The organism is Paenibacillus timonensis, from assembly GCF_022427145.1.
GTDB classification, from domain to species: Bacteria; Bacillota; Bacilli; order Paenibacillales; family Paenibacillaceae; genus Fontibacillus; species Fontibacillus timonensis.
Genome location: NZ_JAKSXN010000028.1, coordinates 14,546 through 38,513, shown reverse-complemented (window position 1 = coordinate 38,513; position 23,968 = coordinate 14,546). Strand labels below are relative to the sequence as shown.

At 56.8% G+C, this 23,968-nt stretch carries 24 protein-coding genes; 8 read left to right on the top strand and 16 right to left on the bottom strand.

Going from position 1 to position 23,968, the window contains the following annotated elements; genetic code table 11:
- Positions 1 to 15 precede the first annotated feature (15 nt).
- The 8 genes from MJ257_RS12625 to hemE form a co-directional block, all read right to left on the bottom strand.
- Positions 16 to 843, bottom strand: coding sequence for a DUF92 domain-containing protein (locus tag MJ257_RS12625; protein WP_240269595.1), 828 nt, complete (start codon positions 841 to 843; stop codon positions 16 to 18).
- A 2-nt stretch (positions 844 to 845) separates the two neighbouring features.
- Complete coding sequence (locus tag MJ257_RS12620) at positions 846 to 1,487, bottom strand: fumarylacetoacetate hydrolase family protein (protein ID WP_240269594.1); 642 nt, start codon at positions 1,485 to 1,487, stop codon at positions 846 to 848.
- The gene (locus MJ257_RS12615) at positions 1,468 to 2,268 is read right to left on the bottom strand and encodes a glycerophosphodiester phosphodiesterase (RefSeq protein ID WP_240269593.1); all 801 of its coding nucleotides are present in this window, start codon (positions 2,266 to 2,268) and stop codon (positions 1,468 to 1,470) included. Before MJ257_RS12615 ends, MJ257_RS12620 begins: the two co-directional genes overlap by 20 nt.
- A gap of 37 nt (positions 2,269 to 2,305) precedes the next feature.
- Positions 2,306 to 3,640: a CapA family protein gene (locus MJ257_RS12610; RefSeq protein WP_240269592.1), complete on the bottom strand. Its 1,335-nt coding sequence runs from the start codon at positions 3,638 to 3,640 to the stop codon at positions 2,306 to 2,308.
- Between the two features lies 1 nt (position 3,641).
- Complete coding sequence (locus MJ257_RS12605) at positions 3,642 to 3,785, bottom strand: hypothetical protein (protein ID WP_240269591.1); 144 nt, start codon at positions 3,783 to 3,785, stop codon at positions 3,642 to 3,644.
- Positions 3,786 to 3,907: 122 nt separating this feature from the next.
- Positions 3,908 to 5,332 carry a protoporphyrinogen oxidase gene (gene hemG, locus MJ257_RS12600; RefSeq protein ID WP_240269590.1) on the bottom strand — a complete coding sequence of 475 codons (1,425 nt, stop codon included), beginning with the start codon at positions 5,330 to 5,332 and terminating at the stop codon, positions 3,908 to 3,910.
- 6 nt (positions 5,333 to 5,338) lie between these two features.
- Positions 5,339 to 6,280, bottom strand: coding sequence for a ferrochelatase (gene hemH / locus MJ257_RS12595; protein WP_240269589.1), 942 nt, complete (start codon positions 6,278 to 6,280; stop codon positions 5,339 to 5,341).
- 55 nt (positions 6,281 to 6,335) lie between these two features.
- Entirely contained in the window at positions 6,336 to 7,397 is a 1,062-nt protein-coding gene (gene hemE, locus MJ257_RS12590; protein ID WP_240269588.1) for a uroporphyrinogen decarboxylase, read from the bottom strand.
- A 210-nt stretch (positions 7,398 to 7,607) separates the two neighbouring features.
- On the opposite strand from hemE, the gene MJ257_RS12585 reads away from it, so the two are divergent.
- A complete protein-coding gene (locus tag MJ257_RS12585; RefSeq protein WP_240269587.1) occupies positions 7,608 to 8,864 on the top strand; it encodes an MFS transporter in 1,257 nt (418 codons plus the stop codon).
- Between the two features lie 362 nt (positions 8,865 to 9,226).
- Here MJ257_RS12585 and MJ257_RS12580 read toward each other — a convergent pair whose 3' ends face one another.
- Positions 9,227 to 9,991 carry a class I SAM-dependent methyltransferase gene (locus MJ257_RS12580; RefSeq protein ID WP_240269586.1) on the bottom strand — a complete coding sequence of 255 codons (765 nt, stop codon included), beginning with the start codon at positions 9,989 to 9,991 and terminating at the stop codon, positions 9,227 to 9,229.
- A gap of 129 nt (positions 9,992 to 10,120) precedes the next feature.
- On the opposite strand from MJ257_RS12580, the gene MJ257_RS12575 reads away from it, so the two are divergent.
- Positions 10,121 to 11,011 carry a LysR family transcriptional regulator gene (locus MJ257_RS12575; RefSeq protein ID WP_240269585.1) on the top strand — a complete coding sequence of 297 codons (891 nt, stop codon included), beginning with the start codon at positions 10,121 to 10,123 and terminating at the stop codon, positions 11,009 to 11,011.
- A gap of 15 nt (positions 11,012 to 11,026) precedes the next feature.
- On the opposite strand, the gene MJ257_RS12570 is transcribed toward MJ257_RS12575, so the two are convergent.
- On the bottom strand, positions 11,027 to 12,193 hold the full coding sequence (locus MJ257_RS12570) for an alanyl-tRNA editing protein (RefSeq protein WP_240269584.1): 1,167 nt from the start codon (positions 12,191 to 12,193) through the stop codon (positions 11,027 to 11,029).
- Between the two features lie 176 nt (positions 12,194 to 12,369).
- Between MJ257_RS12570 and MJ257_RS12565 the strand changes: the two genes are divergently transcribed.
- The gene (locus MJ257_RS12565) at positions 12,370 to 12,993 is read left to right on the top strand and encodes a flavin reductase family protein (RefSeq protein ID WP_240269583.1); all 624 of its coding nucleotides are present in this window, start codon (positions 12,370 to 12,372) and stop codon (positions 12,991 to 12,993) included.
- A gap of 72 nt (positions 12,994 to 13,065) precedes the next feature.
- Positions 13,066 to 14,997 carry a squalene--hopene cyclase gene (gene shc, locus MJ257_RS12560; RefSeq protein ID WP_240269582.1) on the top strand — a complete coding sequence of 644 codons (1,932 nt, stop codon included), beginning with the start codon at positions 13,066 to 13,068 and terminating at the stop codon, positions 14,995 to 14,997.
- 34 nt (positions 14,998 to 15,031) lie between these two features.
- Here shc and MJ257_RS12555 read toward each other — a convergent pair whose 3' ends face one another.
- The gene (locus MJ257_RS12555; protein WP_240269581.1) at positions 15,032 to 15,703 is read right to left on the bottom strand and encodes a TetR/AcrR family transcriptional regulator; all 672 of its coding nucleotides are present in this window, start codon (positions 15,701 to 15,703) and stop codon (positions 15,032 to 15,034) included.
- A 196-nt stretch (positions 15,704 to 15,899) separates the two neighbouring features.
- Here MJ257_RS12555 and MJ257_RS12550 point away from each other — a divergent pair, with 196 nt between their 5' ends.
- Positions 15,900 to 16,736, top strand: coding sequence for an oxidoreductase (locus MJ257_RS12550; RefSeq protein WP_240269580.1), 837 nt, complete (start codon positions 15,900 to 15,902; stop codon positions 16,734 to 16,736).
- 73 nt (positions 16,737 to 16,809) lie between these two features.
- Here MJ257_RS12550 and MJ257_RS12545 read toward each other — a convergent pair whose 3' ends face one another.
- From MJ257_RS12545 to MJ257_RS12530, 4 genes are all read right to left on the bottom strand, one after another.
- A complete protein-coding gene (locus tag MJ257_RS12545; RefSeq protein WP_240269579.1) occupies positions 16,810 to 17,610 on the bottom strand; it encodes an EFR1 family ferrodoxin in 801 nt (266 codons plus the stop codon).
- Positions 17,611 to 17,653: 43 nt separating this feature from the next.
- Entirely contained in the window at positions 17,654 to 18,088 is a 435-nt protein-coding gene (locus MJ257_RS12540) for an FMN-binding protein (RefSeq protein ID WP_240269578.1), read from the bottom strand.
- A 61-nt stretch (positions 18,089 to 18,149) separates the two neighbouring features.
- Positions 18,150 to 19,118 carry an FAD:protein FMN transferase gene (locus tag MJ257_RS12535; RefSeq protein ID WP_240269577.1) on the bottom strand — a complete coding sequence of 323 codons (969 nt, stop codon included), beginning with the start codon at positions 19,116 to 19,118 and terminating at the stop codon, positions 18,150 to 18,152.
- A gap of 28 nt (positions 19,119 to 19,146) precedes the next feature.
- The gene (locus MJ257_RS12530; protein WP_240269576.1) at positions 19,147 to 19,764 is read right to left on the bottom strand and encodes a TetR/AcrR family transcriptional regulator; all 618 of its coding nucleotides are present in this window, start codon (positions 19,762 to 19,764) and stop codon (positions 19,147 to 19,149) included.
- A 243-nt stretch (positions 19,765 to 20,007) separates the two neighbouring features.
- On the opposite strand from MJ257_RS12530, the gene MJ257_RS12525 reads away from it, so the two are divergent.
- Entirely contained in the window at positions 20,008 to 20,676 is a 669-nt protein-coding gene (locus MJ257_RS12525) for a DUF559 domain-containing protein (protein ID WP_372489791.1), read from the top strand.
- Positions 20,677 to 21,074: 398 nt separating this feature from the next.
- The gene (locus MJ257_RS12520; protein WP_240269574.1) at positions 21,075 to 21,575 is read left to right on the top strand and encodes a GNAT family N-acetyltransferase; all 501 of its coding nucleotides are present in this window, start codon (positions 21,075 to 21,077) and stop codon (positions 21,573 to 21,575) included.
- A gap of 44 nt (positions 21,576 to 21,619) precedes the next feature.
- Here the strand turns inward: MJ257_RS12520 and MJ257_RS12515 are convergent, their stop codons facing one another.
- Positions 21,620 to 22,942 (bottom strand): APC family permease, encoded by a 1,323-nt coding sequence (locus MJ257_RS12515; protein ID WP_240269573.1) that lies wholly within the window; start codon positions 22,940 to 22,942, stop codon positions 21,620 to 21,622.
- Between the two features lie 272 nt (positions 22,943 to 23,214).
- On the opposite strand from MJ257_RS12515, the gene MJ257_RS12510 reads away from it, so the two are divergent.
- Entirely contained in the window at positions 23,215 to 23,928 is a 714-nt protein-coding gene (locus MJ257_RS12510; RefSeq protein WP_240269572.1) for a cupin domain-containing protein, read from the top strand.
- Positions 23,929 to 23,968: the final 40 nt, after the last annotated feature.

Below are 23,968 nucleotides of genomic sequence, written 5' to 3'. Positions count from 1 at the left end.
TCGTTAACCCCTACTTTATCCTATCATCCCGATTCCCCAAGCCAGGAACCCGGCTGCCAGGGAACTGAGTAAATTCACCATATCGTTGTCCATACAACGGTAACCCCGCAAATGCACGGTGCCCTGACCGCAATGCTCCGCCACCTCAACCTCTTTGCCGCATACGACGCAGCGCTGCATGTGCTGAACGGTCGCGCCCAGCCAGGAATCGGCGAAGGCTCCGGCCAAGCCGGAAATTCCGCCGATCAGCCCCCATTTCACCAGCGCCAGCAACGCGGGACCTACCTCGGAATAAGCGTCGTCCCCCGTCCACATCCGCAGCAGCCATGCGGCCCCGCCGATGCACGCCGCCCCGGCCAGCGCCGCCGCGCTGCCCAGCAGCGTCACCCCGCCCGACGTTCCCGGGGGAACCCGGCGGCCGTTCAGGATCGAGCGCGGCTCGCGTTTGCTGAGGCCGCCCCATTCCGTCGCCCACGTGTCCGCAGTCACCGCGGCCATCGTTCCGACGAAAAAGTACGCCCACGCCGGATCCGGCCAGAACAGGTTGCCGAGGCAGGCCAGCATGCCCAGCCCGCCGTTCGCCAACACCTGTCCGGCGTCCCGGCGTCCGCTTTTGGCATACGATTTCTCCAGCTCCGCCTTCCGATCGCCGCGAAAATGCGAGAAAACCGACGAGCTGACGAAAAACAGCAGCAAGATCCCGAACCAGAACAAATTGCCGGCCCCGTAGTACACGGTTCCCATGACGAACGCGGCCAGCATGCCGGATAGGGATAACGATCGCTTCTTATAGGCGGCTCCAGACACGATCAGGGCGCATAGCGCCCCTACGATCCAATTCATATTCATTTGGCCGAAGGGCCGGAAGCGACCGTGCAGCTGCCCAGCATTTGGGAGCCGTAGGACAATTCCAGCTTGTCCCCTTGAACGACCGGACCTACTCCTTCAGGCGTTCCGGTAAAAATCAAATCCCCTTCGCCCAGTCCATAATGCTCGGCGATATAATCAACGATTTGCTGCAACGGGAAAATCATCCGGCTGATATTGCCGCGCTGCACGACCTCGCCGTTCTTCCGCAGCACGAAATCTTCGTTCGCCGTTTCCGCTGCGCCGGGGAAAGCGATGTATGGCGTGATCGGCGCCGATTGGAGAAAACCTTTGGCCGGCGTCCACGGATTGCCCTTATCTTTGACGATGTTCTGCACGTCGCGCAGCGTGAAGTCGATTCCAAACGCGATCACGTCCACCAATTCGTCGACCGTCATCCCCGGCTTGTAATCACGGGCGATGCGAAGCACCAGCTCGGCTTCATAATGCACCGATCCGCGGTCTGCCGGAAGCTCCAGGCCCCTGCCGTCCATCGTCGTCACCGCATGCGTTGGTTTCAGAAAGATCATCGGTTCGGTCGGCACCTCGTTGTCGAGCTCCTCGGCATGCGCCCGGTAATTCCGGCCCACGCAGTATACATTAGCGATCAATTTGCTCATCGTCATCTTCTCCTCCAAGGGATTGTGGTTTCACAATCGCATGATTAGTATTCCCGCATCCGGCCGCTTGGCGCCAAACATCCGGCCGGTTCGTGCAGAGCAGGATGCCGGGATGCAGCGCCGCAACCTTTCGCAGCGACTTCACGTCATCCATCGTCCAGGCCATGACTTCGATCCCGTGCTTGAACGCCTTTTCGGCCAGCTCTGCGGTTAACGATCGATAATGAATGGATAAAAAAGAGCAATGCAACAGCTTCAGCCGCAGCAGCAAATCCTTCGGCTGCCGGTCGATGATCAGGCCCGTGCGGATGCCGCGGCCGATCTCCTTGATCTTCGCCAGGATCCGCGGCTCAAACGAAGTTAACACGACCTCATGCTCCATATGCCGCCGCTTGACGGCGGCGACGACCTTTTCCTCCAGACCCGGGTACTTGTTGCCTTCGGTCTTGATTTCCAGATTCACGTGCAGCCGACCGGCGACAGCCTCCAGAAATTCATCGAGGCTGGGCAAGCGTTCCCCGCGGTAGGCCTTGGACTTCCAGCTTCCGGCATCCAGCGCTTGCAGCTCCGCCCAGGTTTTGTCCTTGACCGGTCCCCGGCCGTTTGTCGTGCGGTTCAGCGTAAAATCGTGAATCAACAAAGGCACGCCGTCCTTTGAACATTGTACATCAACTTCGATCCAGCGGACATCCTCCTGCTGCATGGCGAGCTGGACCGCGGCCATCGTGTTCTCCGGAGCGATTCCGGAGAAGCCGCGATGGGCTACGCATGGGTTACGCAATCTCTCGCCTCCTTCCTATCGGAAACGATCCATCCAATTAAGTCCGATCCTTTACCAGCAGCGGTAATCCGGACTTTTGAACCCGCCCGGTCTTGGAGGCGCTCACTTCGCCGTCCTCCGAAATCCGCACCCCCGGCGAGAAACTCTCTATTTCCTTGAGCAATTGGCTTCCTTCCTCGGGACTCATCGGCACAGGTTGCCCCAACTCGGTGCGGTACGGGATCAGCTTGAGCCCGCAATCCCCGCCGCGCGTGCAAGAGGCAGCAAACACCGCGGTTTCCCACGTCTTCGGATCCTTCGATTTGGTGAAAATAAAGTTGCCCGTACTGTAGGCGATCCATTTGCCTTTGTATTGCTCCAGCCCTTGCATTACATGCGGATGGCCGCCGACGACCAAATCGGCGCCGGCATCGATGAACGCGTGGGCCAGCTCCTGCTGATGGTCCTCCAGCTTCGTCGTCCGCTCCTTGCCCCAATGGGGCATCACGAGCACCAGGTCGGCGTTCTTGCGTGCCGCCTTGATGGCGTTCAGCGCAGCTTCCGGCGCGTAAGCCGAGGCGACCCCCGGCTTGCTCTTTCCGGCGACCCACCCCGGCTCCGGTACCACCCGGCTAAAGCCGAACAGGGCGATCTTGATCCCTTTGCGCTCGAGATAGACCGGAGCGTAGGCTTCCTTGCTGTTCTTGCCTGCGCCGACATACATCACATGGTGCTGCCGCAAGGTTTTCATCGTATCCTGGAGACCGGCAACGCCTTGGTCCAATACATGGTTATTCGCCAAGTTGACCGCGTCCACGCCGGCCTGGGCCATCGGTCCGATCGCTTTCGGCGGCGACTTGAAAACAAACGTTTTATCCTTCGCCGGATCTCCGCCGGCGGTCACCGGCGTCTCCAGATTCAATACGCTTAAATCGTCGTTCTGGAACAATCCCCGGACGTATTCGTAAGGAGAATCGTATCCCGCTTTCTCCAGCCGTTCCTCAACCTTCCCGGAAAAAATCGTGTCCCCGGCAAAATGAATCAGCAGCCGCTCCGCATCGGCGCCATCCTCCTGACCGGAGTCCGAGCTAGGCGGCGGATCGGCGGCTAAGCCGTTCTCTCCCTCGCCGGCCGGATCCCCTTCTCCGGGAGAGGCGTCGCCCGCTTGGGCGTTATCCTGCCCGCTCCCCTTCTCCGTTTCCGTTTGCGCGGCATCGCCTTCGTCCGGTTGCGCATTCGGCGCATTTCCGGCGCTTGCATCGCCTTCGTCCGGCACGGTTCCGCCCGAGATGCCCGGCAGTTGCTCCGTTCCGGCCTCCGGACCGGCCTGCCCCGTGCGTTCCTCTAAATAAAAGTAAGCTCCCAGCACGAAAATCAAAGTGATGAGAGTCAAGTTAAGCAGGAGCCAAATCCGGTTTTGCCGCCGCCTTTTTTCCTGCTGTTTCTTTTTGTTTTTTTCCGACCTTGGTGGATACATTACGGACTCCTTTTTGCGTTGATCTATCGTTTCGATGAAGCTTCGATGTCGATTCCTTCATGATCAAAAGCCGACCGTTTGATTTTATTATATCAGGTATCCGTAAATAAATAGAACCCCTCGCCTATTTTGCGGGCAAGGGGTCAGGAAGTCCTATGTCGAGTCTTGCAACCGGCCGGCCGTTTATGCCTGGGCGACCTTCAATCGATCCGCCATCCGCTCGGCCAATTCCTTCGCCTGCTTGATGCAGTCGGGCAGGCCGACGCCGTAAAAGGCCGCCCCCGTCGCGTAGACGCCGGGCAGCGAATCCTCCAATTGGCGGCTTAGGTCCGCAACCTGTTGCAGATGGCCAACCGGATACTGCGGCATCGATTTCGGCAGGCGGGTAATTTCCGTGAACAGCGGCCGGGCCGTAATGTTCATCAGCCGCTTCAAATCCCCGAGCACGAGCTCCGTCAGCTCCTCGTCCGGCAAAGCCGCCTTCTCCTCGTCGCCTGAGCGGCCGACATAGCAGCGAAGCAGCATTTTATCGTCGGGGCTCGTATGCAGCCATTTGATGCCGGTCCATGTACAGGCGGTAATGCTCAGGCCTTCCTTCCGCGGCACCAGGAAACCCGAGCCGTCGAACAGTCCGGTAACGTCCTTGCGATCAAAGGCCATGACGACGTTAGCGACGGACACGTAGTTGATCGCATCCAGCGCAGCCACATCGACATGCGGCCGCAGCAGCTCGGCGGCGGCAAACGCCGGCATGGTAACGATGACGTCCTCGGCCGGAATCGCTTCACCCGAGGCAAGCACGACCTCGTACGCTTCCGGTCCCGTGCGGCGGATTTCCACCGCTTCGGTCTCCAGGCGGCAGTCGACGTCGGACAGCGACGACACCAGCCCGTTCACCAACGTCTGCAAGCCTTTGCGGAACGTTAGGAAAGCACTACGCTTCGTGCCCGTGTGCGTCTCCACCGGCTTCTTGCCGGTCATCATGCCTTTGATCAAGCTGCCGTAAGCCCGTTCGACCTCGCCGAACTGCGGGAAGGTCGATTGCAGGCTAAGCTTGTAGGTATCGCCCGCGTAAATGCCGGCCAGCAGGGGCTCCGTAACGTTCTGCAGCACCTCGGCCCCCAGCCGGCGTTCGATAAAGGCCCCCAGCGACTCGTCCTCTTCGCTTTGCCGCGCCGGCATCACCAGATCCAGCATCGCCCGGGCTTTGCCGCTCCAAGAGACGAGGCTGCTGCGCAAAAAAGGCCCCAGCTCCGTCGGAATGCCTAACACCAGCCCGGACGGCATCGGATGCAGCTTGCCGCCGCTGACGATGTAGGTCTTCTTGGCGTCGGGGTTCATGGACACGAGTTCGCCCTCCAGCCCCAGCTCCTTCGCCAGGTCGGTCATGGCCGTCTTGCGGGCCAGGAAGGAATCGGGACCTTTTTCGATCACAAAATCGTCCTTCTCCAGCGTTTCGATTTTGCCGCCAAGGGTGTTGCCTTTTTCCAGCAGCGTCAATTGCGGGGTGATGCCCCGCTCCTTGTAAAACTTGCGTACGTAAAAGGCCGCGGACAGGCCGGTCAGCCCCCCGCCGATTATGACAACCTGACGTGAAGAATCACGCATGCCCTCTCATCTCTTTTCCCAAGATTTGATAATGACGTCGCCGAGCGCCTGCATGTACAAAGGTTCGGTGTTCAGCGATTCGATCCGTTCCAGCCGCATATCCAGCTCTTTGGCGATCGTTTTGGCTTCGATGTCCAAATCGTACAGCACTTCCAGATGGTCCGATACGAAGCCCACCGGAGCGACCAGCACGTCTTCCACCTGCTCTTCGCTTAAGTCTTTGAGCGTGTCCAGAATATCCGGTCCCAGCCACGGATCGGCGGTACGGCCTGCACTCTGCCAGGTGAACTGCCAGTTCGTCACGCCGGCCTTCTCGGCGACCGCCTGGGACGTCTCCAGCAACTGATCCCGGTACGGGTCGCCCATTTGCAGGATTTTCTCCGGCAAGCTGTGGGCGCTGAAGAGCACTCGGACCTGGTCGCGCAGCGCGCCGGCTTCCTTGAATTGGTCGAGCTTGGCGGACACCCGCGCGGCAAAAGCTTCGATCAGCTTCGGATGCAGATGATAGCTCTCCACGAAGCGCATCGCGATGCCCAACTCCTGCGCCTTGGCCTCCGCCCGTTTGATGTAACCGCCGATGCTCATGACGGAATAATGCGGCGCAAGCACGATGCCGACCGCTTCGCGGATGCCGTCCTCCGCCATTTGCGCCACGCCGTCCTCAATAAACGGATGGGCATGCTTCAGTCCTTGATAACATACGAACTCCGTGTCTTTGTCCGCGGTCATCCCGTTCAACGTGTCCTGCAACGCGGCGACTTGCTTGTCGGTATTGGCGCGCAGCGGGAACACTCCGCCTACGATCGCCTCATAACGGCCCACCAGCTCCTGGAGCTGCTCCGCGGTTGGAGGATGGCCCCGCCGGATATGCGTATAATACGCTTCGACCTGGTCCAGACTTTGCGGCGTGCCGTAAGACATCACCAACACTCCGATCTTCGATTTCACGATTCCAGTTCACCTCTAGTCGATATTGAGTTGCTCTCATGTATGTGGTTTAGCATTACGCACGCGGCGTTGGTTGATGCAAGATCGCTTCGGCGGAATACGCATGCACGAATTCCGTCAGCTCCCGCAGCTTCTCGAGGGAAGCCTCGGGGAACAAGCCATGTCCCAGATTAAACACAAACCCGGGGGCCGTTAAGCCATCGTTGATAATTTCCTTGGCCTGCTGCTTAATGACGTCCATCGGCGCGGTCAGGATATAGGGGTCCAAATTGCCCTGCATCGCAAACTTACCGCCCGTCCGGCTACGGCCTTCCGTAATCGATACGCGCCAATCAAGCCCAACGGCGTCGGCGTCGATGCCGGTTAACGTCGGCAGCAGTTCTCCAGAGCTCACGCCGGGAAAATAGATTTTCGGTACATCCAAATCCCGAAGTTCGGCAAAAATACGGGTGATCGTCGGGAGTACATACCGCTTAAAATCATTAGGAGCGAGCGCGCCCACCCAGCTGTCGAACAGTTGGAACGCCTTGCCTCCGCTTTGAACATGGGCCCGCAGGTAAGCGATGACCATGTCGCCCAACTTGTCCATCAGCTTGAACCAGGCCTCCGGTTCGCCGTACATCATCGCTTTGGTGCGGATATAGCTCTTAGACGGCCGTCCTTCGATCAAGTAGCTGGCGATCGTAAACGGCGCGCCGGCAAAGGTAATGAGCGGAACGTCCAACTGCCGGTCCAAAATCGCGATCGTCTCCAAAATATGCGATAGATCCTTGTGAACGTCGATGGGCCGAAGCCGGTCTATGTCCGCCAGCGTACGGATCGGCTGCTCGATGACCGGACCGATATTTTTGACGATATCGAAATCAACGCCAAGCGAAGCAACCGGATTCATGATGTCGGAATACAAAATAGCCGCATCCACGCCAAGCTTGCGGACGGGCATCATGGTGATTTCCGCCGCCAGCTCCGGCTGCCGGCAAATTTCTAATAAGCTGTATTTCTCTTTGATTTTCCGGTACTCGGGATCATACCTGCCCGCCTGGCGCATGTACCAAACCGGAAGGTGATCCACCTCCTGCTTCCGCAGGGCCCGGATCAAGCGATCATTGTAAACCAAGCCGCACGCCTCCAATACTCGTAGAACCCATTTGATAAGAATATATAAGCTACACTATAAACATTCTAATTTACATTATGCCCTACTTAAAAGTAAGTAACAACTATCACAACGTGGCGAACCTATGACAATCGGATGAAGATGGCATGAAGAATGCCCCAGACCGGCTTTTCCCATAGTGGTATACTAGTATAACTTTGTTTTTGTTTGATGCATCCTAGAGACCTTGCGAAAGGAAGTGAAAGCACATTGAATACCTGGAAGGTCAATCTCATTGTGCTTTGGTTCGGGCAGTTTCTCGTCAACGCCGGAATGACGATGATCACGCCGTTTCTCTCGCTGTATCTGGCCCGGGATTTGCACGTGCAGGGAGAACAGGCGATCGGACTTTGGGCCGGGATGATTTTTGCCGCCAATTTCGCCACTTCGTTTATCTTCCAACCGATCTGGGGGAAGCTCGCCGATAAATACGGCCGTAAAATCATGCTGCTGCGCTCCGGCTTCGGCATGGCCATCGTCATCACCCTGATGGGCTTTGCCACCCAACCCTGGCACCTGCTCGGCTTAAGACTGCTGAACGGGACGATCTCCGGTTTTAACCCGGCTTCCGTGGCGCTGATCTCCGGCACGGCACCGAAGAAGCGCATGGGCTTCGCGATGGGGACGATCCAGTCCGGCAACGTGGCCGGCACGATCCTGGGGCCCTTGATTGGCGGGCTGTTGGCGGAATGGATCGGGTTCCGGCCGATTTTTTACATTACCGGGGCGCTGCTGTTCATCGCCTCCCTGCTGGCGCTTCTCTTCGTACGCGAGAAATTCGACCGCGAGGAAGCGATGCATACGCCGCAGCCTTCCGTGCTGCAGGGCTTCCTCGAGCTGAACAAAACGCCGCAGCTGACCGCGTTGTTCGCCGTGACGTTCCTGCTGCAATTCGCGATGCTGAGCCCGATGTCGCTGCTGCCTTTATACGTGGAGAAGCTGCACGGACAGACCGCGGACGTGGCATTCTGGGCCGGTTTTGTCAGCGCCGTGACGGGCATTTCCAACATGATTACCTCGCCGGTTCTCGGCAAGGTCAGCGATAAGCTGGGGGCGCACCGCATTCTGACGTTTTGCCTCGTTGGGGCGGCGGCTACGCTGATCCCGCAGGCGTTCGTGCAAACGGTGTGGCAACTGATCGCCGTCCGGTTCCTGATGGGCGTGTTCATGGGGGGATTGCTGCCAAGCGTCAATGCGCTGATCCGCTACTACACTCCGGACGGCATGGAGAGCCGGGCGTTTGGGTTCAACAGCAGCACGCTGGCCCTCGGCAACATGATGGGCTCGCTGATCGGCGGGTTTCTTGCCGGGTACATCGGCATCGAAGGCCTGTTCGTCATCTCCGGTATCCTGCTGCTGATCAATACGCTTTGGGTGCGTTTGAAGCTGTACGCGAGGCCGAAGCCGCGGATGACGGCGCCGAGGTAGAATGTCGAGAGCTGACGGTGTCGGTGGTATTGTTTTCAGGGTGGTTTTCGCGTCCATAGGGACAATTAGCTGGAATTTCTCCTGTTATTTTCAAGCAATTTGACCGTTTTGGCCTAATTAGATGGAAAAACTAACGTTATTTCTGCAGATTTCGCCTGAATTGACCGTGTGCTTTAAAAATAAAGGCAGTTTTTCCAGTTATTCAATGAGACGGAACAAACCCTTAGCTATTAGAGGTACGATTTCCCGTTAATTCATTCATCTGTAAATGGCAAGCGACAAAAAAAGCCGGGAATTCTCCCGGCTCTTTATGATGCTTACGTCACTGCATACGGCATACGGCGTGACGCTTACCTTCCTCATCATCCCCGGCTTACGACTAGCCGGAGCGCCCCCGTCAGCATCGGCAGTGTCCGATAGGCCCCATATTTGCGATCCCATTCGCCGGACTTCAAAGCCTCGGCCAGCTTATGCACGAGCCGCTCCTCCACTCCCCCCGCCAAGAATTGCCATGCCGACTGGGCTTGGCGCACTTCAGACACCAGGAAGGCCTCCGGACGGCCGTAAAAAGCTTCCTGGAATCCATCGATGCAATCCGCCGGGACCGGCACCGGAAGGATATGACCGGAACCCCCCAAAGCTTCAAGCACTTCATCCGGTTTCGGGTAACGCCGCCGCTCCGCTTCAAGGAGTTCCGGGAAATACTCCGCATTCCAGAACGAGTCCAGCGCATCCGGATCAAAGGTCAAGACGACGACGTTGCCCCGCACCACCCGTCGCAGCTCCCGCAGCCCTTTATGAATATCGAGCCAGTGGTGAACAGTCACCATCGCCATTCCTGCATCGAATGCCCCATCGTCAAAAGGGAGCGCTTCGGCCCAGGCGTTCACGGCCGGAACCGCCCCCCGCGCGAGCCTCTGCCCCCGCATGACCGCGGAGGGCTCGACCGCGACGACATACCGATCCTTCGGCTCATAGGAGCCGGTACCCGAGCCGACGTTAATGATCGTGTTCGCTTGGCCTAAGGCTTCGAGCACTTGCCGCTCGATTCGCGGATCCGTCCGCCGGTACCCCGCGTAATTCGTCCCGTGCTTATCGTAATTGTAGAAAGACTTCTCGATGTTCATCCCTGCCTCAGCTCCTTGGCGTGGTATTTTTCCTGTTGAGGTCATTGTAGTTGAAATCAACCCATAAATATAATATATCTTTATGTGTATACCATATATTTAATTTATGAATTGAGAGGGGGTCACACCATGAATTTGCACGCCTTGCGGTTGTTCCACGTTATCGCCGAAACGGGTAGCGTCACGCGCGCTTCGGAGCTGCTGAGCATCAGCCAGCCGGCCATCTCCGCTCAGATCAAGAAGCTGGAACGCGAGTTGGATCTTCCTCTGTTAAAAGCGCAGGGACGCGGCATCGCCCTGACCGACGGCGGCGAAAAGCTGTTTGCGCACAGCAAGCGGCTGTTTGCCGTAGAGCAGCAGATCGAGCGATTTATAGAGGATTACAAAGCCGGGGAGCTAGGCCATATCCGATTAGCCGCTACCTATTTGCCCGCTCATTTTCTTATCCCGACTTGGATCGCGAAATTCAAAACGCGCTATGAACATACGGAAATGACCATTAACACCACAAATTCGACGGATGCCTTAAACCAACTGCTGAACTTGGAGGTCGATTTGGCGATCTACGGCGGGTTGCCGGAGGCGTATCCCGAATCCGTGCAAGCGGAGGAATTGTTCAGGGACGAGCTGTGGTTCGTCGTTTCCCCTCGGCACCGGTACGCAGGTCAACGCGTCAGCTTGCATAGCATGGTCAAGGAGCCGTTCGTTATGAGGGAGATCGGCAGCTCCACCCGGGAGAGATTCATGGCGTTGTGCCGCACCTATAATGCCCCGTCACCGCGAATCGCCCTGCAATTCAATGGTTTAAACGAAACCATCCAAGCGGTGATCGCTGGGTATGGCGCCAGCTTTGTTTCGGCGCTGGTTGTGAGGGATTACGTGGAGCGCGGCCAATTGAGCCGGGTGTTCGTGGAGAACGTCGACTTAATGAACTCCATTTCGGTCTGTACGCGAAAAAATGAACCGCTGTCTCCAGCGGCCCATCGTTTTATCGGACTGATACGAGAGTTCCCGCACTGACAGCGGCAATTCTCCCTATAACAACGCTTGTTCGGCAAACTCGTAAAAAGCCAGCGCTTCAGGCCAACTACTGAAGCCGGCCTGCGCCAGCTTGTCGCTGCCGCCGCCTTTCCCGCCGTAAGAAGCCAGATGCTCCTTGAAAAATGCGCTGCAGGACAATGGAAGACGGCCGCTATGGGCCAACACCACCTTATGCTCGGCTTCCGTCGCCAACAGCACCCCCGCATCGCATTGCGCGATGAGCTTCTGCGCCAGGTTCTGCAGTTCCTTCAACGGCTTGTCCGCAAAGATGTGGGCGATCCGCCCGCCTTCCTGCTTGGCCAGCAGTTGCCCTACCGTGACCTCGTCCATAGCTTCTTTTCGTGCGTCCAACTCGGATTGCAGCCCCTTTTGCTCGTCCTCCCATTTGTCCAAGCGCTCCATGATGCCGTCCCGGCCCGTTTTCAATCTGGCGGTCACCGCCCCAAGCACTTGTTGCTGCTCCTGAAACTCGCTCAGAGCCCGGTATCCGCATTTGAAGAAAATCCGCACATGGCCTTTCTGCTTCTCGGTCTTCAGCAGCTTAATCATCCCGATTGCGCCGGTCCCCGATACGTGCGTCCCTCCGCAACCGTTGTATTCCACGCCCTCCATCTCGACGATGCGGACGCGGTCTACCACCTTCGGCGGCTTTACCAGCGGCAGCCGTGAGGCTTCTTCTTCAGTGACAAAGTAGCCGGTGATCCTGTGGTTCAAATAGATGTGCCGATTGGCCTCGCGCTCGATGGCGGCAAGCAGCTCCGCCGGCAGATCCGTCCGATCTACGTCAATCGTGCAGGAATCCGATCCCAGGTGAAAGCTCAGCGTCATCGCCCCGTGCTCGCGGCATACGGCCGACAGCAGGTGCTGCCCGCTATGCTGCTGCATATGGTCAAACCGACGGTCCCAGTCGATTTCACAGCCTACCTCTAGCTCTTCCGGGATACGCTCCACCTTATGCAGCACCTCGTCGCCTTCACTGATCACGTCCAGTACGGGTATGTCTCCAATTCGCCCCGTGTCGTTCGGTTGCCCTCCTCCATGCGGGTAAAAGGCGCTTTCTTCCAGCACGACGTAAACGCCATCCTCCCGTTCCAGCCTGTCCTTGACGCGGGTTGTCCAACGGGTCAAATATGCATCGTCAAAATAGAGTCTTGTCGTCATCGCAAGCAGGTTCCCCTCTCTACGTTACTATTCGTCTACTATACCGGAAATCCGCCATGTTTTGCACCATTTCGCGATCTTGCGGTCTCATTCCCAAACCGGTCACAAGCTTCGGTTCCTATGCTAAACTTTGAGAACCATTTCCGAGAATGAACGTAAGGAGTCGTGACAAAACCATGCATACCACCATCCAACCGAACATCCTTTACTTCGGCACCTCCGTCGTGCTGATCAGCACCCGCAACGAAAACGGAACGGCCAACTTGGCCCCGATGTCCTCCGCCTGGTGGCTGAACCGATCCTGCATGCTGGGCATGAGCGCCAAATCCCAAACGGTACACAATCTCCAACGCGAGCACGAGTGCGTCTTAAACCTTCCCTCCACCGACCTTATTCCCGCCATCGAAAGATTAACGCTGCTCACCGGCCGAAATCCGGTGCCGGAGTCGAAGGCATCGAACGGTTACCGGTTCGATGCCGACAAGTTTGGCGTCGCGGGCTTAACCCCGGTGACATCGCAGCTCGTGCGGGCGCCGCGGGTCCGGGAATGCCCCGTTCAATTGGAGGCGGAGCTCGTACGAATCCATCCGTTCGAAGAACCGAGCTCGCTCGTCGCCATCGAAGCGCGGATCACTCGGGTTCATGTCGACGAGCGGCTGCTCATGGACGGACATCCGAATTATATCGACCCCGCCAAATGGAAGCCGATGATCATGAATTTCTGCGAATATTTCGGTTTAGGCGAGCAGTTGTCCGTATCAAGATTAGCGCCGGTCTTCGGCCCGAAGGCGAAAGAATAGTCCGGTACCGCCGATCATGCCCTCCTTTCGGGCCTCATATAATGGGGTGACGGTGACAAGGAGGGAGCAAGGATGGCGCAGAACATCGCCGACATTCGGAGGGAAACTCACCGATTGTCCGAGGAACTGATTCAGCGGCAGGAAGCGGATGGCACTTGGCGGTTTTGCTTCGAAAACGGCATTACCCTTGATGCGTGCACGATTATCCTGTTTCGCACGTTAAATGCGGACCGGGAGGAGCTGATCCGTCAGCTGCACGACCGCATCTTGGCCGCCCAGCAGCCGGAAGGCGGCTGGCGATGGTACCGCGACGACGGGGAAGGCCATCTGTCCGCCACGGTTGAGGCGTATTACGCCCTGCTGTTCTCCGGGTACAGCCGGCCGGAGGACGAAGCGCTGCAAAGGGCGAAGCGATACATCCTGGAACGGGGCGGCATCGGACAGGCGAACAGCCTGCTTACGAAAGCGATCCTGGCGGCCACCGGACAGAGGGCATGGCCCTCGTCCTTGTCGCTGATCCCGATCGAAATCCTGCTGTTGCCCGAGTCATTCCCGCTGAATTTTTACGATTTCTCCGGTTACTCGCGGGTTCATCTCGTTCCGCTTCTGATCATGGCCGAGCGGAATTTTCGCGCCAGGTCCGCGCGGACGCCCGATTTGAGCGAGCTGTTCCTAGGCGACCGCGGTTCGGAAGGAGAGGCGCTGCCGCTGTCCCGCGAGAGCCGGGAGCTGCTTGAGCAGTTCCAATCGGCGCTGGGCCATTTGGTCGGTACGCCGCGGCGCATTCGGCAAGCGGCGATCCATAAAGCCGAGCAATATTTGCTCGATAGGATCGAAAGCGACGGAACGCTATACACCTATGCCAGCTGCACGGTGCTGATGATCTTCGCTTTGCTGGCGCTTGGTTATGAGCCGCAGCATCCGGTTATCCAGCGGGCCGTCGAGGGTTTAGCTCACATGAAGTTTACGATGGACGGCGACAGCGGCCTTGGCGAAAGCGAGTATACCACGATCCAGAACTCCCCTTCCACGGTCTGGGATACCGCGCTGCTCTCCTATGCCTTGCAGGAAGCAGGGGTCCCGCCTTCCCATACGGCCGTTCGACGGGCCGCCGATTATTTAAGGGAACGTCAGCATCGTAAACCGGGCGATTGGCAGATTCATAATCCGGGCATCGTGCCCGGGGGCTGGGGTTTCTCGGAGACGAATACGTTCGTCCCCGACGTCGACGACACCACGGCCGCCCTGCGCGCCCTCTATGCCTTGCACGCTGACGATCCCGCTGCCCTAGACGCGTGGAACCGCGGGCTGAATTGGATCTGGTCGATGCAAAACGACGACGGCGGCTGGCCGGCTTTCGAGAAGAATACCGATAAGGTCATGCTTACCTGGCTGGCGATCGAAGGAGCGAAATCCGCGGCCACCGATCCATCGGAAGCGGACCTGACCGGGCGGACGCTGGAGTATTTGGGCAACTACGCCAAGCTGGGCGTACGCCACGATTGGGTCGCGCGTGGGGCAGACTGGCTGCTAAGCCACCAGCAGGAGGACGGGTCCTGGTACGGTCGATGGGGGATCTGCTACATTTACGGCACCTGGGCGGCATTAACGGGATTGATGGCGGTAGGCATGCCCGCCGACCACCCGTCCATCGCCAAAAGCGCCGACTGGCTGCGAAGCATCCAAAACGCCGACGGCGGCTGGGGCGAATCCTGCCGCAGCGATCAAGCGAAGCGGTTCGTGCCGCTCCGCTCCAGCACGCCCTCGCAGACCGCTTGGGCGCTGGATGCGCTGATCGCGGTGTACGACCGGCCGACGCCCGAGCTCGAACGCGGCGCCGCCCGTTTGCTCGAACTGCTGCATGAGGACGGCTGGCCCTCCTCCTATCCAACCGGGGCCGGGCTGCCGGGGTATTTTTACGTACACTATCACAGTTACCGGTATATCTGGCCGCTTCTGGCGCTCTCGCATTATGCAAAAAAATATGGGGACGAATCGCCTTAATGGCGTTTTCGTCCCCTCTTCGTATACACCGGATTTACACGACGTTTCGTTTGAATTTCTGCAAAATGTGCTCCATGACCGGCTCGAACTCCGCATCGTCGACAAGCGTTTGCTTGCCGGCCTTGAACAGCTGGATCTTTTTGAACTCGTAATAGTCCCGCAGGACCTGCTCCAGCGTCGTTTCGTTATACATGATATATTTCGCCGTTAAGATTTCCCTCAACATCACGTCATCCTGCAGCAGGAGAAACATGATGTTTACCTCGTTGAAAACGCCCCGCTTCATTCCGTCGCGGTAAAACTCCACCATCTTCCGTTCCCGGCGATGCATCGCATCCTTGATGCGTCCGAACAAATCGGGATAAGACGTCTGCAGGTCGCGCAAAAACACGTCGGTTACCGATTCGATCAGCAGCACCGATTGTTCGAACAGCTTCAGAAACCGAGTCCCGAACGAGTCCTCTATCCCTTGCGCCGTTTCCAGCACCAACCCGTCGATATAGTCCTCGTAGGTCTGAACCAGCTCTTCGACGACCTCGTCCTTCGAGGAGAAATATTTATACATCGTCGCCCGGCTCACGTCCATGGCCTTGGCGATATCGTCCATCCGCAAAGACTGGAAACCTTCCTTTTTGGTGACGGCGGCCAGTTTTTTCAGCATCTTGCTTTTCGTTTTGTTTTGCGGTTGATCAGCTGATCGTTCCATCCCGTGATTGCCCTCCTTACACCTTCTTCCCATTATACACAAATTACGCGAAGGATTCATACTATATATACATAATAGACATTTTTTATTCTTTTTGTTTACTTTGTATAGAAACCATGTTATCCTTCTCCATGTACCAAACCGAAAGAAGAGAACTGATTCTATCAAATAACGATCTGAAGGGAAGTTGACGATCATGTCCAAAGTATGGTTGATTACCGGGAGCTCCCGGGGATTCGGAAAAGAACTCGTGAAAGCCGCGTTGGAAAACGGAGACCGGGTGGTTGCTACCGCCCGCCGGCCGGAGCAACTGGATGACCTCGCCCAAAGCTACGGGGAACGCGTCCGCACGTTTGCGCTGGACGTTACAGACGCCGCGGCGGCACACGCCGCCGTTCAATTCGCCCTGGACGAATTCGGCACGCTCGACGTCGTCGTCAATAACGCCGGCTACGCCGACAGCGCGCCGATCGAAGAGATGAACGACGAGATGTTCCGCGCGCAAATCGAAGCCAACCTGTTCGGCGTCGTGAACGTGACGAAAGCGGCGTTGCCGGTTCTGCGCAAGCAACGGTCGGGCCATATCATCCAGTTTTCTTCCATCGGCGGCCGCGTCGGAGGAACGCCCGGCATGGGCGGATATCAAACGGCGAAGTACGCCGTGGAAGGCTTCTCGGAGGTGCTGAACAACGAGGTTAAACCGCTTGGCATCAAGGTGATCATCGTTGAACCGGGCGCGTTCCGAACGGACTGGAACGGCGCCTCCATGCGCAAGCTGACGGTCGGCGCCGATTACGAAGAAACCGTCGGCAAGATGAACCGATTCCGCGATTCATTTGAAGGCCACCAGTCGGGGGACCCGGTAAGGGGGGCGAAAATCATCGCCGACCTCGTCCGGCTGGAGGAACCGCCGCTGCGATTGCTGCTCGGCTCCGACGCGGTCGAAACGGCCGCCAAAGCGTCCAGGGAACGCGCCGCGGAAGCCGATGCCTGGGCGGAGCTCAGCCGCTCAGCCGATGATCCGATCGGCTGATGCGTTCCCGCCTAACGTAAAAAAAGTCCCGCCGCTCCTGTTGTCTTGCGGAGCAGCGGGACGTTTTCGTTTTTTACGGGAGCACCTTGCCTTTGCTGATTTCGACAATGCTGATATTAGGGTTGACGTATCTCCCTTTTTTCCCGGTAGCATTTCCGTACTGTACGGCACGGGACGGGCAATAGTGGAGGCATGCCGAACATTGCGTGCAGTTCGCCCCCCACTCCGGCTTACCGTCGCGCAACCGAATATTGCCGCCATTACATACCTTGGCGCAAATCCCGCAGCCGGTGCAGCCATCCGTAACGTGAAATTTTGCTGTATTCACGTTGCTTTTCGCGAACATCGGGTAAATCAGTCCCGTCGTCAACCACGGCAACCGGCCTCGGCTGACCTTCCACTCCTGCGCTTTCCGGGCGACCGCGGCGTGGATGTACTGCAAGGTTTCGTCCGCCGCTGCCAGCTTCTCTTGCCGAATCTGATCGGAATCCACGTCCCCCATCATAATGTAATTGTTCGGCATGATCACGGAAAATCCGCCGATCAATGGCAAACCTTGCGCTTGCAGGGAGCGAGCCATCACCTTCATCGCATTTCCCGCGCTTCCGCCGCAAGTGGCGACGGCAAAAACGTAATTCCCCTGGAAATTCCGCAGCTTCAGCTTTCGGATAAAATCCAGCACGACCGGCGGCGGCCCCCAAGCATGCACCGGGTGAACAAACCCTATGACCTCATCATCCAGCAGGTCGTATTCGTATACTTCCTTGCCGCTTGAGGCCGCCGCCGCGATGGAGACCAGTTTCTCCCCTTGGCGGCTCGCGATCGATTTTGCCGCGTACAAGGAATTGCCTGTTCCGGTAAAATAAAATATCATCGAATCCCCTCTCCCTTCCGCTTCGGGCACCTCGTTAGATTTCCTACTTCTGCGCCTCGTTGAGCGCGTTCTCCACCGATTTGAGATAGGCTTTGGAGGTGATCGTCGCGCCGCTGATCGTGTCCACCTGCAACGACTGCGATTCGATGACCCTGCCGTACAATTTGCCGGTAAAATCCCGCGACCGGTTCTCTTTGTGCATCAACAATTGGATATCCGTTACTTTGCCTGAAGACACGGTGACTCGTACCTGGTTGGCTCTCCACTTGTACTTTCCGCCTTCGTATTCCCCGACATACGTGCCGTCCTTCAAGCTGTGGAAATCCACGGCGCGAATCGGGAGATTTCTCCCTTCCCGCCGCTCTCCGGCCGTAAAAAGGATACCACCTCCGACGCTTGCCGCAAGCAATGCCACTACCGCGATGATCCACATCTTCATCTTTCCTTTCCGTTTCTTTGGGATGGCCTTTCCGTTCATGCCGCTCACTCCTCCTTCATGAGTCTAGAGGTTGTGCCCGCACTTAAGTTGAACCTGCACTTTAAATGATGACTGCGGTTGTTCCCTCCAGCGCCAGAAAATGTTCCTTTAGTCCTGCCGTCACGTAAACCTGCAGGCGTCGGTCGACGAAAACGGCTTCCGCTCCGGGGAAACGACGTAGGATCGCCAGCCCCCGCTCCATTCCGGCCACAAACGCCGCCGTCGCCAACGCATCGGCCGCCGCGGCGCTGTCCGCGACGATGGTGACGCTGACCAGGCCGTGATCTGCGGGATATCCGGTTGCCGGATCAAGAAGATGATGACGCCGTTTCCCCATGGCATCGATAAAATAACTTTGATCGTCCCCCGACGTTATGACCGCTTGGTCCACGACGTCGATCGCGCCGATCAGGCAGCGCTCCCGTCTCGGGTGGCGGATGCCGACGCGCCACGGCGAACCGTCCGGCTTGGCGCCCAAGACGGCCACGTTTCCGCCGAGATTGCTGAATGCAGAGGCAACGCCGAACCGGCGGAACACTCCGAGCAGCTTGTCGCTGGCATAACCTTTGCCGATCGCGCCTAGATCTACGGACTGGCCCTTACGGCGAAGCCCGCCCGTTCGGGATGCCGGATCCAGAACCAGATCCGCATCATTCACCAGGGAAACCGCCTCCTTGATCCTTTCGAAAGGCGGCGGTGCGGCGGCATTTGTAACGCCCCACAGCTCGACCAACGGGCCGACGGTAACATCAAACGTTCCGCCGCAAAGGTCCGAAATGCGGCGAGCCAGCGTTAGCACCTCGTAGGCCTCCGGGCTAAGCTTGACCCGGCCCTTGCCCGCCAATCCGTTCATCTTGGCGATGTCGCTCTCGGGGACGAAGCGGCTTAACAGGCGTTCCAAGCGTTTCATCTCCGCCCCGACCGCCTCAAGCGCCTTCGCCGCGTTTTTGCCGTAAGCCCTGTGGCATAATTGGGTTCCCATTCCCTTGCCTGCGGATTCCATCGACTCGGTTGATTTTGAACTGCTCACCAACCTCGGCCTCCTTCCGCCCATCGCGTTAATGAGGACGACGGGTTAACCCTTCCATGATAAACTCCGTCATATAATCCAGCAGCTGCGGAAAATGCATTAGCCCGATTTCCTCCTTATGCGTCTCGATATGGATGATGGCCGCAAACATCGCCATAATCATTCCGCTGTCGATATCGGCCCGCATCTTCCCTTCCGCCTGCCACCGTTTCACCAGTTCGAGCGAATCGCCGTAAACGAAATCGACGGCATCCTGGCCGCTTTCTTCGCGGTACAGCTTCTCGATTCGACCGTACACGTCGCGGTTATACCACTCCTTCAGGATCGGGTTCGACCTCATGCCCTCCTGATTTCGCGCCAGAAACCCTTGAATCATCCGCAAAGGCTCTTCGTTTAGATCGGCCGACTCCATCAGCTGTCTTTTGAGCTTCGCGTTTTCGTCGCTAAAAATCTCCATGAATAGCTTCTCTTTCGAGGCATAATAGTTATAAAAGGTTCCTACGCTGACCCCGGCCTTCCGGGTGATGTCGGCTACGTTCGTATCCTTGAATCCTTGGGCGCTGAACAGCTCCTTCCCGCATTGGTAAATTCGGGTTTTCTTGTCCTCCACTGTCTTGACCTCCGCTGTTGGGTTTGCCAGGCGCATCAACTTTTGTGATATTTTTCACTTATCCTGGAGAAAATAGCGCCTGAATGAATATTTTTCGATTCATTCATAATGTATGCGAGATCTCCCGCTTTGTCAATAGTTTCCTGTGGTGGTTTTGCGATATGTTCAATCCGCATCCCCCGATGTATAATGGGCCTAAGACGAAGAACGTCCCGATCCATGCATTTGGAGCCGGGGCGTTTTCTTATTTTCGGGAGGGATAGATCCATGGTTTCAGAGATGGCGTTTGAACAAGCTCATGCCGCATTTCTACAGGGGCATCTACAGTCGAGGACGGGAGAGCGCAGAGGGCGTCTGGAGCGCGGTCACCGGGAGGCGGAGAAGTTATTCTGCCAGAAGGTTTGGTGGGAGGTGCAAGGAAATTTCGATCGTCTGCATCCGGAATATGAGGTTGTAGATTGGCGGGGGCTCTCTTATTTTTGCGATTTCGTATGGTTGGCTGGACCCGTGAAGCTGGTCATCGAGATCAAAGGGTTTGGTCCGCACGTCAGGGACATGGACAGGCAAAAATACTGCAACGAGCTGAATCGGGAAACTTTTCTGACCGCGATGGGGTTTCAGGTGATTTGTTTCGCCTACGATGACGTCGCGAACCGGCCGGAGTTGTGCATCACCTTGCTGCGCATGGTGCTCAATCGGTATTTGCCGGCGAATTCCCAGGCGTACGCCCTCTCGATCCACGAACGGGAGATCTTGCGGCTTTCTTGCATGCTGGCCCGGCCGCTGCGTCCAGTGGACGTGGAGACCCACTTGTCCCTTAATCATCGGACCGCCGTTCGTACGCTGCAATCCATGTGCGGCAAGGGTTTGCTAAAACCTGCCTTCGGCTTTGAGGGAAAGCGTGCGGTTAAGTATGAACTCCAAAGAGGTGCGCTACAGCGGCTGTAAGTCGAGTTCTCTTGGAGAATGAAGATCCAGAGGCGGAGATTGAATAACTGCAATAATACATCTATCTAGTGGGGTTTCTAGCAAATCAGGGCAAATAACTGCGACAATGCAGTTATTTGCCCTGATTTACCCTGTATCCTCTTTTTGCTCCAAAATAACTGCACTTTAGCAACTATTTTCCCTCAAATACCATCATGCAAAAAAATAACTGCACTATTGCCGTTATCCAAATTTACCAAGTACATCAGCACGACGACTGCCCCCATACCTGCAGACCTGACCAGTATAAAGGTAATTGTTACTCAACTGATGCCAGTGATATGATGGTCTCGGGACGAGATAGAGGAATGTCCTTGCAACCGACAGAGTTCGAAGTGAACCGGGGGAGGAAAAAAATCATGATCGAAATCAGAGAAGCCGTACTGGAGGATTTGCCGGACCTCCTCGCCATATATAACGAGTCGGTGCGGAACTCCGCGGCCACGTTTGACTTGGAGGAACAGACGCTAAAACAACGGAGGGTCTGGTTCGACAACCACGGCGGGCGGTTTCCGCTGATCGTGGCGACGGTGCAAGGGGATGTGGCCGGTTATTGCAGCTTGAGCCCGTTCCGGGCGAAACCGGCTTATGGCTATTCGGCCGAGCTGTCGGTGTATCTCGCCGCCGAGTTTCGCGGCCAAGGCATCGGTTCCGCTTTAACCGCCGAAATTTTGCGCCGTGCCGAAGCACTGGGGTTCCACACCGTCATCAGCTGCGTGGTTAGCGGCAACGAAACCAGCCGCAAGCTGCACGAGAAGTTCGGCTTCGAGCACATCGGTTGTTTCAAAGAAGTGGGGCGCAAATTCGGGAAATGGTGGGATGTTCATTTCTATCAATATTTTACGGGCGCCGGCCATTAAGCCGACGCCCGATCGATAAGCCCTATTCCCGGCCGGATAACGGCCTATTTTCGCTGCATATAGTAGTAGATCGGCAGTCCGATCAACGTGATTCCGATCCCGATCAAGGATTGGACCGGGCTGCTGATGATGGTGCTTCCCAGAATGTATACCCCGCCTACGATACCGACCAGCGGCGTCACAGGGAACAGCGGCACGCGATACTGCCCTTTGGGAGAGGTTGCGTTCCTTCGCAGCAGAAACACGCCAAACACGCCCATGGTGAAAAAGATCCACAACACGAAAATCAACAGGTCGGTTAACGTATCAAACGTCCCCGAGAAGATATAAATGACCGTCAACGTCCCTTGGAAAATCAGCGCATTGGCCGGCGTCTGAAACTTCGGATGGATTTTGCGGAATACCGCGGAAAAAGGAAGTTCTCCTTTCTCGCCCATCGCCTGCGGAACCCGCGCCGCCGTCATCAGGTATCCGTTCAGCGCGCCAAGCACGGAGACGATGATCCCCGCGGTGATGAACATTCCCCCGCCGCTGCCGAACAACGCTTCAGCTGCATCCGCGCCGGGAGCTTTGGAGCTAACGATCGCGTCATAAGGCAAGATTTGAAATATCGCCAGGTTGACCAAAACATACACGCAGATGACGAAAATTACGCCGATGGAGATCACTTTGGGCAGCGTTTTTGCCGGATTTCTGATTTCGCCCGCCATGTTGGTCACGCCGATCCAGCCGTCATAAGCCCACAACGTCCCCAGCACCGCTACGCCGAAGCCCGCGCCACTGGCAGCTCCATGGACCCCCGAGAATCCCGGCGCCGAACCGGTGAACAGGCCAAAGCCGATGATGCCGACGATCGGGATCAATTTGCCGACCGTAGCCAGCGTTTGGATGACGCCGCCGTATTTGGTGGAAACAACGTTCATCGCCAGGATAAAAGCAAGGATCGCCACGGCGAGCAGCTTTTGCTCGAACCCGTCCATCGGGAGAAAATACCCGGAATACGAAGCGAACGCGATGGCTAAGGCCGCCACGGACGCAGGATAGGAAATCACCGTTTGCACCCATCCCAGCAAAAAGCCCACCGTATTGCCGTATAGCTCGCCAAGGTACGTATACAAACCGCCGGATTTGGGAATCGCGGAGGCGATTTCGGCCACGGATAATGCCGAAGCCAACGTGATGATGCCCCCCGTCACCCAAGCCAATAGACTCATCCAGGGAGATCCGGCATGGTTTAGCACGATCCCTGGTTTCAGGAAGATCCCCGATCCGATAATGACGCCCACTACAATGGCGAGGGCTTCGACGAAATTCACCGTTTTGCGGATGGGCCGGTGTTCTTGCTGTCCTTGCTCGATTGATTTCATAAGTCGTTCTCAATTCCTTCTGGTTGTCTTATTTTCGTAACTGGGAGGCTAGTCCGCAAATTACCGCATCATTATACTGTACCGGCGTTTCCTTAAGCAATCGATTTTTGTGAAAAAATGAACTATACGGTTTGCGGTTTTTGGAACTTGCGCTCTGCTTCGTGAACCTGCGCCAATCCTCTGCTTCTTCCCGTACATATAAACTCGAACTCGAACATAGATATCCAGTAGAAGTGATAGCGCCTATACGTAGGAAAGGCAGGGAACAAACCATGGCGGTTTCTTACATGGATTTCACGTCACCCAACGCACAGTTCTCGTTCGACGTCAATCGGAACACGACGGTCAGAAAGGATCAACGCAACTTCATTAACGAATTGTCCATCCATCAGTTAAATACGCTCGGGAATATGTCTTTTCTGGATACTTACCTGGACAAAGGCAATGTCATCGAAATGCATATTCACCAAAACGCCTCCGAGCTGGTGTACTGCCTGTCGGGGGAGGTCGTCGTCTCCATCATCAACCCGTTCACCAAAGAGCTGCGGCATTACCCGAACCGTCCCGGTCAGGCGACAAGCGTACCGCAGGGATGGTGGCACTACGATACCGCGACCATGGACGGAACGCGTTTCCTGGCTATTTTTGACCAGCCGATTCCGGAGCTCATCCCCGCATCCGATATGCTGCGATTGACTCCGCCCGAAGCGTTCGCGCATACCTATTGCCTGGATGTCGATAAGGTTCGGGAAGCGTTCGCTCCGCTCAATCAAACGGTGATCATTGGTCCGCCGCGGGGTTGTCATCAGGAAAACCAACAAGCCCCTTACCCCAATTCGCCGCAGCAGGCTTATTCCCCGCATTCCAGCCATCCGCCCTATAACCAGGGATACGGGCTGCGGCCCTACCAGCAGAGCGACGGCAACCCTCGCCGCCCACAAGTCATTGGAAACGGTTGGGCCCATTTATACCACGATGGACCATAAGTTCGGATAAACGATACGGCACGAAGAATCAAAAGCACGG

Coding starts and splice junctions, on each gene's coding strand:
- MJ257_RS12570 (WP_240269584.1), bottom strand. CDS start 12,193: ATGACGACAAGACTCTATTTTGACGATGCATATTTGACCCGTTGGACA.
- MJ257_RS12620 (WP_240269594.1), bottom strand. CDS start 1,487: ATGAGCAAATTGATCGCTAATGTATACTGCGTGGGCCGGAATTACCGG.
- MJ257_RS12525 (WP_372489791.1), top strand. CDS start 20,008: ATGGCGTTTGAACAAGCTCATGCCGCATTTCTACAGGGGCATCTACAG.
- MJ257_RS12580 (WP_240269586.1), bottom strand. CDS start 9,991: ATGAACATCGAGAAGTCTTTCTACAATTACGATAAGCACGGGACGAAT.
- shc (WP_240269582.1), top strand. CDS start 13,066: ATGGCGCAGAACATCGCCGACATTCGGAGGGAAACTCACCGATTGTCC.
- MJ257_RS12540 (WP_240269578.1), bottom strand. CDS start 18,088: ATGAACGGAAAGGCCATCCCAAAGAAACGGAAAGGAAAGATGAAGATG.
- MJ257_RS12625 (WP_240269595.1), bottom strand. CDS start 843: ATGAATTGGATCGTAGGGGCGCTATGCGCCCTGATCGTGTCTGGAGCC.
- MJ257_RS12565 (WP_240269583.1), top strand. CDS start 12,370: ATGCATACCACCATCCAACCGAACATCCTTTACTTCGGCACCTCCGTC.
- MJ257_RS12555 (WP_240269581.1), bottom strand. CDS start 15,703: ATGGAACGATCAGCTGATCAACCGCAAAACAAAACGAAAAGCAAGATG.
- MJ257_RS12575 (WP_240269585.1), top strand. CDS start 10,121: ATGAATTTGCACGCCTTGCGGTTGTTCCACGTTATCGCCGAAACGGGT.
- MJ257_RS12545 (WP_240269579.1), bottom strand. CDS start 17,610: ATGATATTTTATTTTACCGGAACAGGCAATTCCTTGTACGCGGCAAAA.
- MJ257_RS12530 (WP_240269576.1), bottom strand. CDS start 19,764: ATGCGCCTGGCAAACCCAACAGCGGAGGTCAAGACAGTGGAGGACAAG.
- MJ257_RS12550 (WP_240269580.1), top strand. CDS start 15,900: ATGTCCAAAGTATGGTTGATTACCGGGAGCTCCCGGGGATTCGGAAAA.
- hemG (WP_240269590.1), bottom strand. CDS start 5,332: ATGCGTGATTCTTCACGTCAGGTTGTCATAATCGGCGGGGGGCTGACC.
- MJ257_RS12605 (WP_240269591.1), bottom strand. CDS start 3,785: ATGAAGGAATCGACATCGAAGCTTCATCGAAACGATAGATCAACGCAA.
- MJ257_RS12510 (WP_240269572.1), top strand. CDS start 23,215: ATGGCGGTTTCTTACATGGATTTCACGTCACCCAACGCACAGTTCTCG.
- MJ257_RS12585 (WP_240269587.1), top strand. CDS start 7,608: ATGCATCCTAGAGACCTTGCGAAAGGAAGTGAAAGCACATTGAATACC.
- MJ257_RS12520 (WP_240269574.1), top strand. CDS start 21,075: ATGATCGAAATCAGAGAAGCCGTACTGGAGGATTTGCCGGACCTCCTC.
- MJ257_RS12515 (WP_240269573.1), bottom strand. CDS start 22,942: ATGAAATCAATCGAGCAAGGACAGCAAGAACACCGGCCCATCCGCAAA.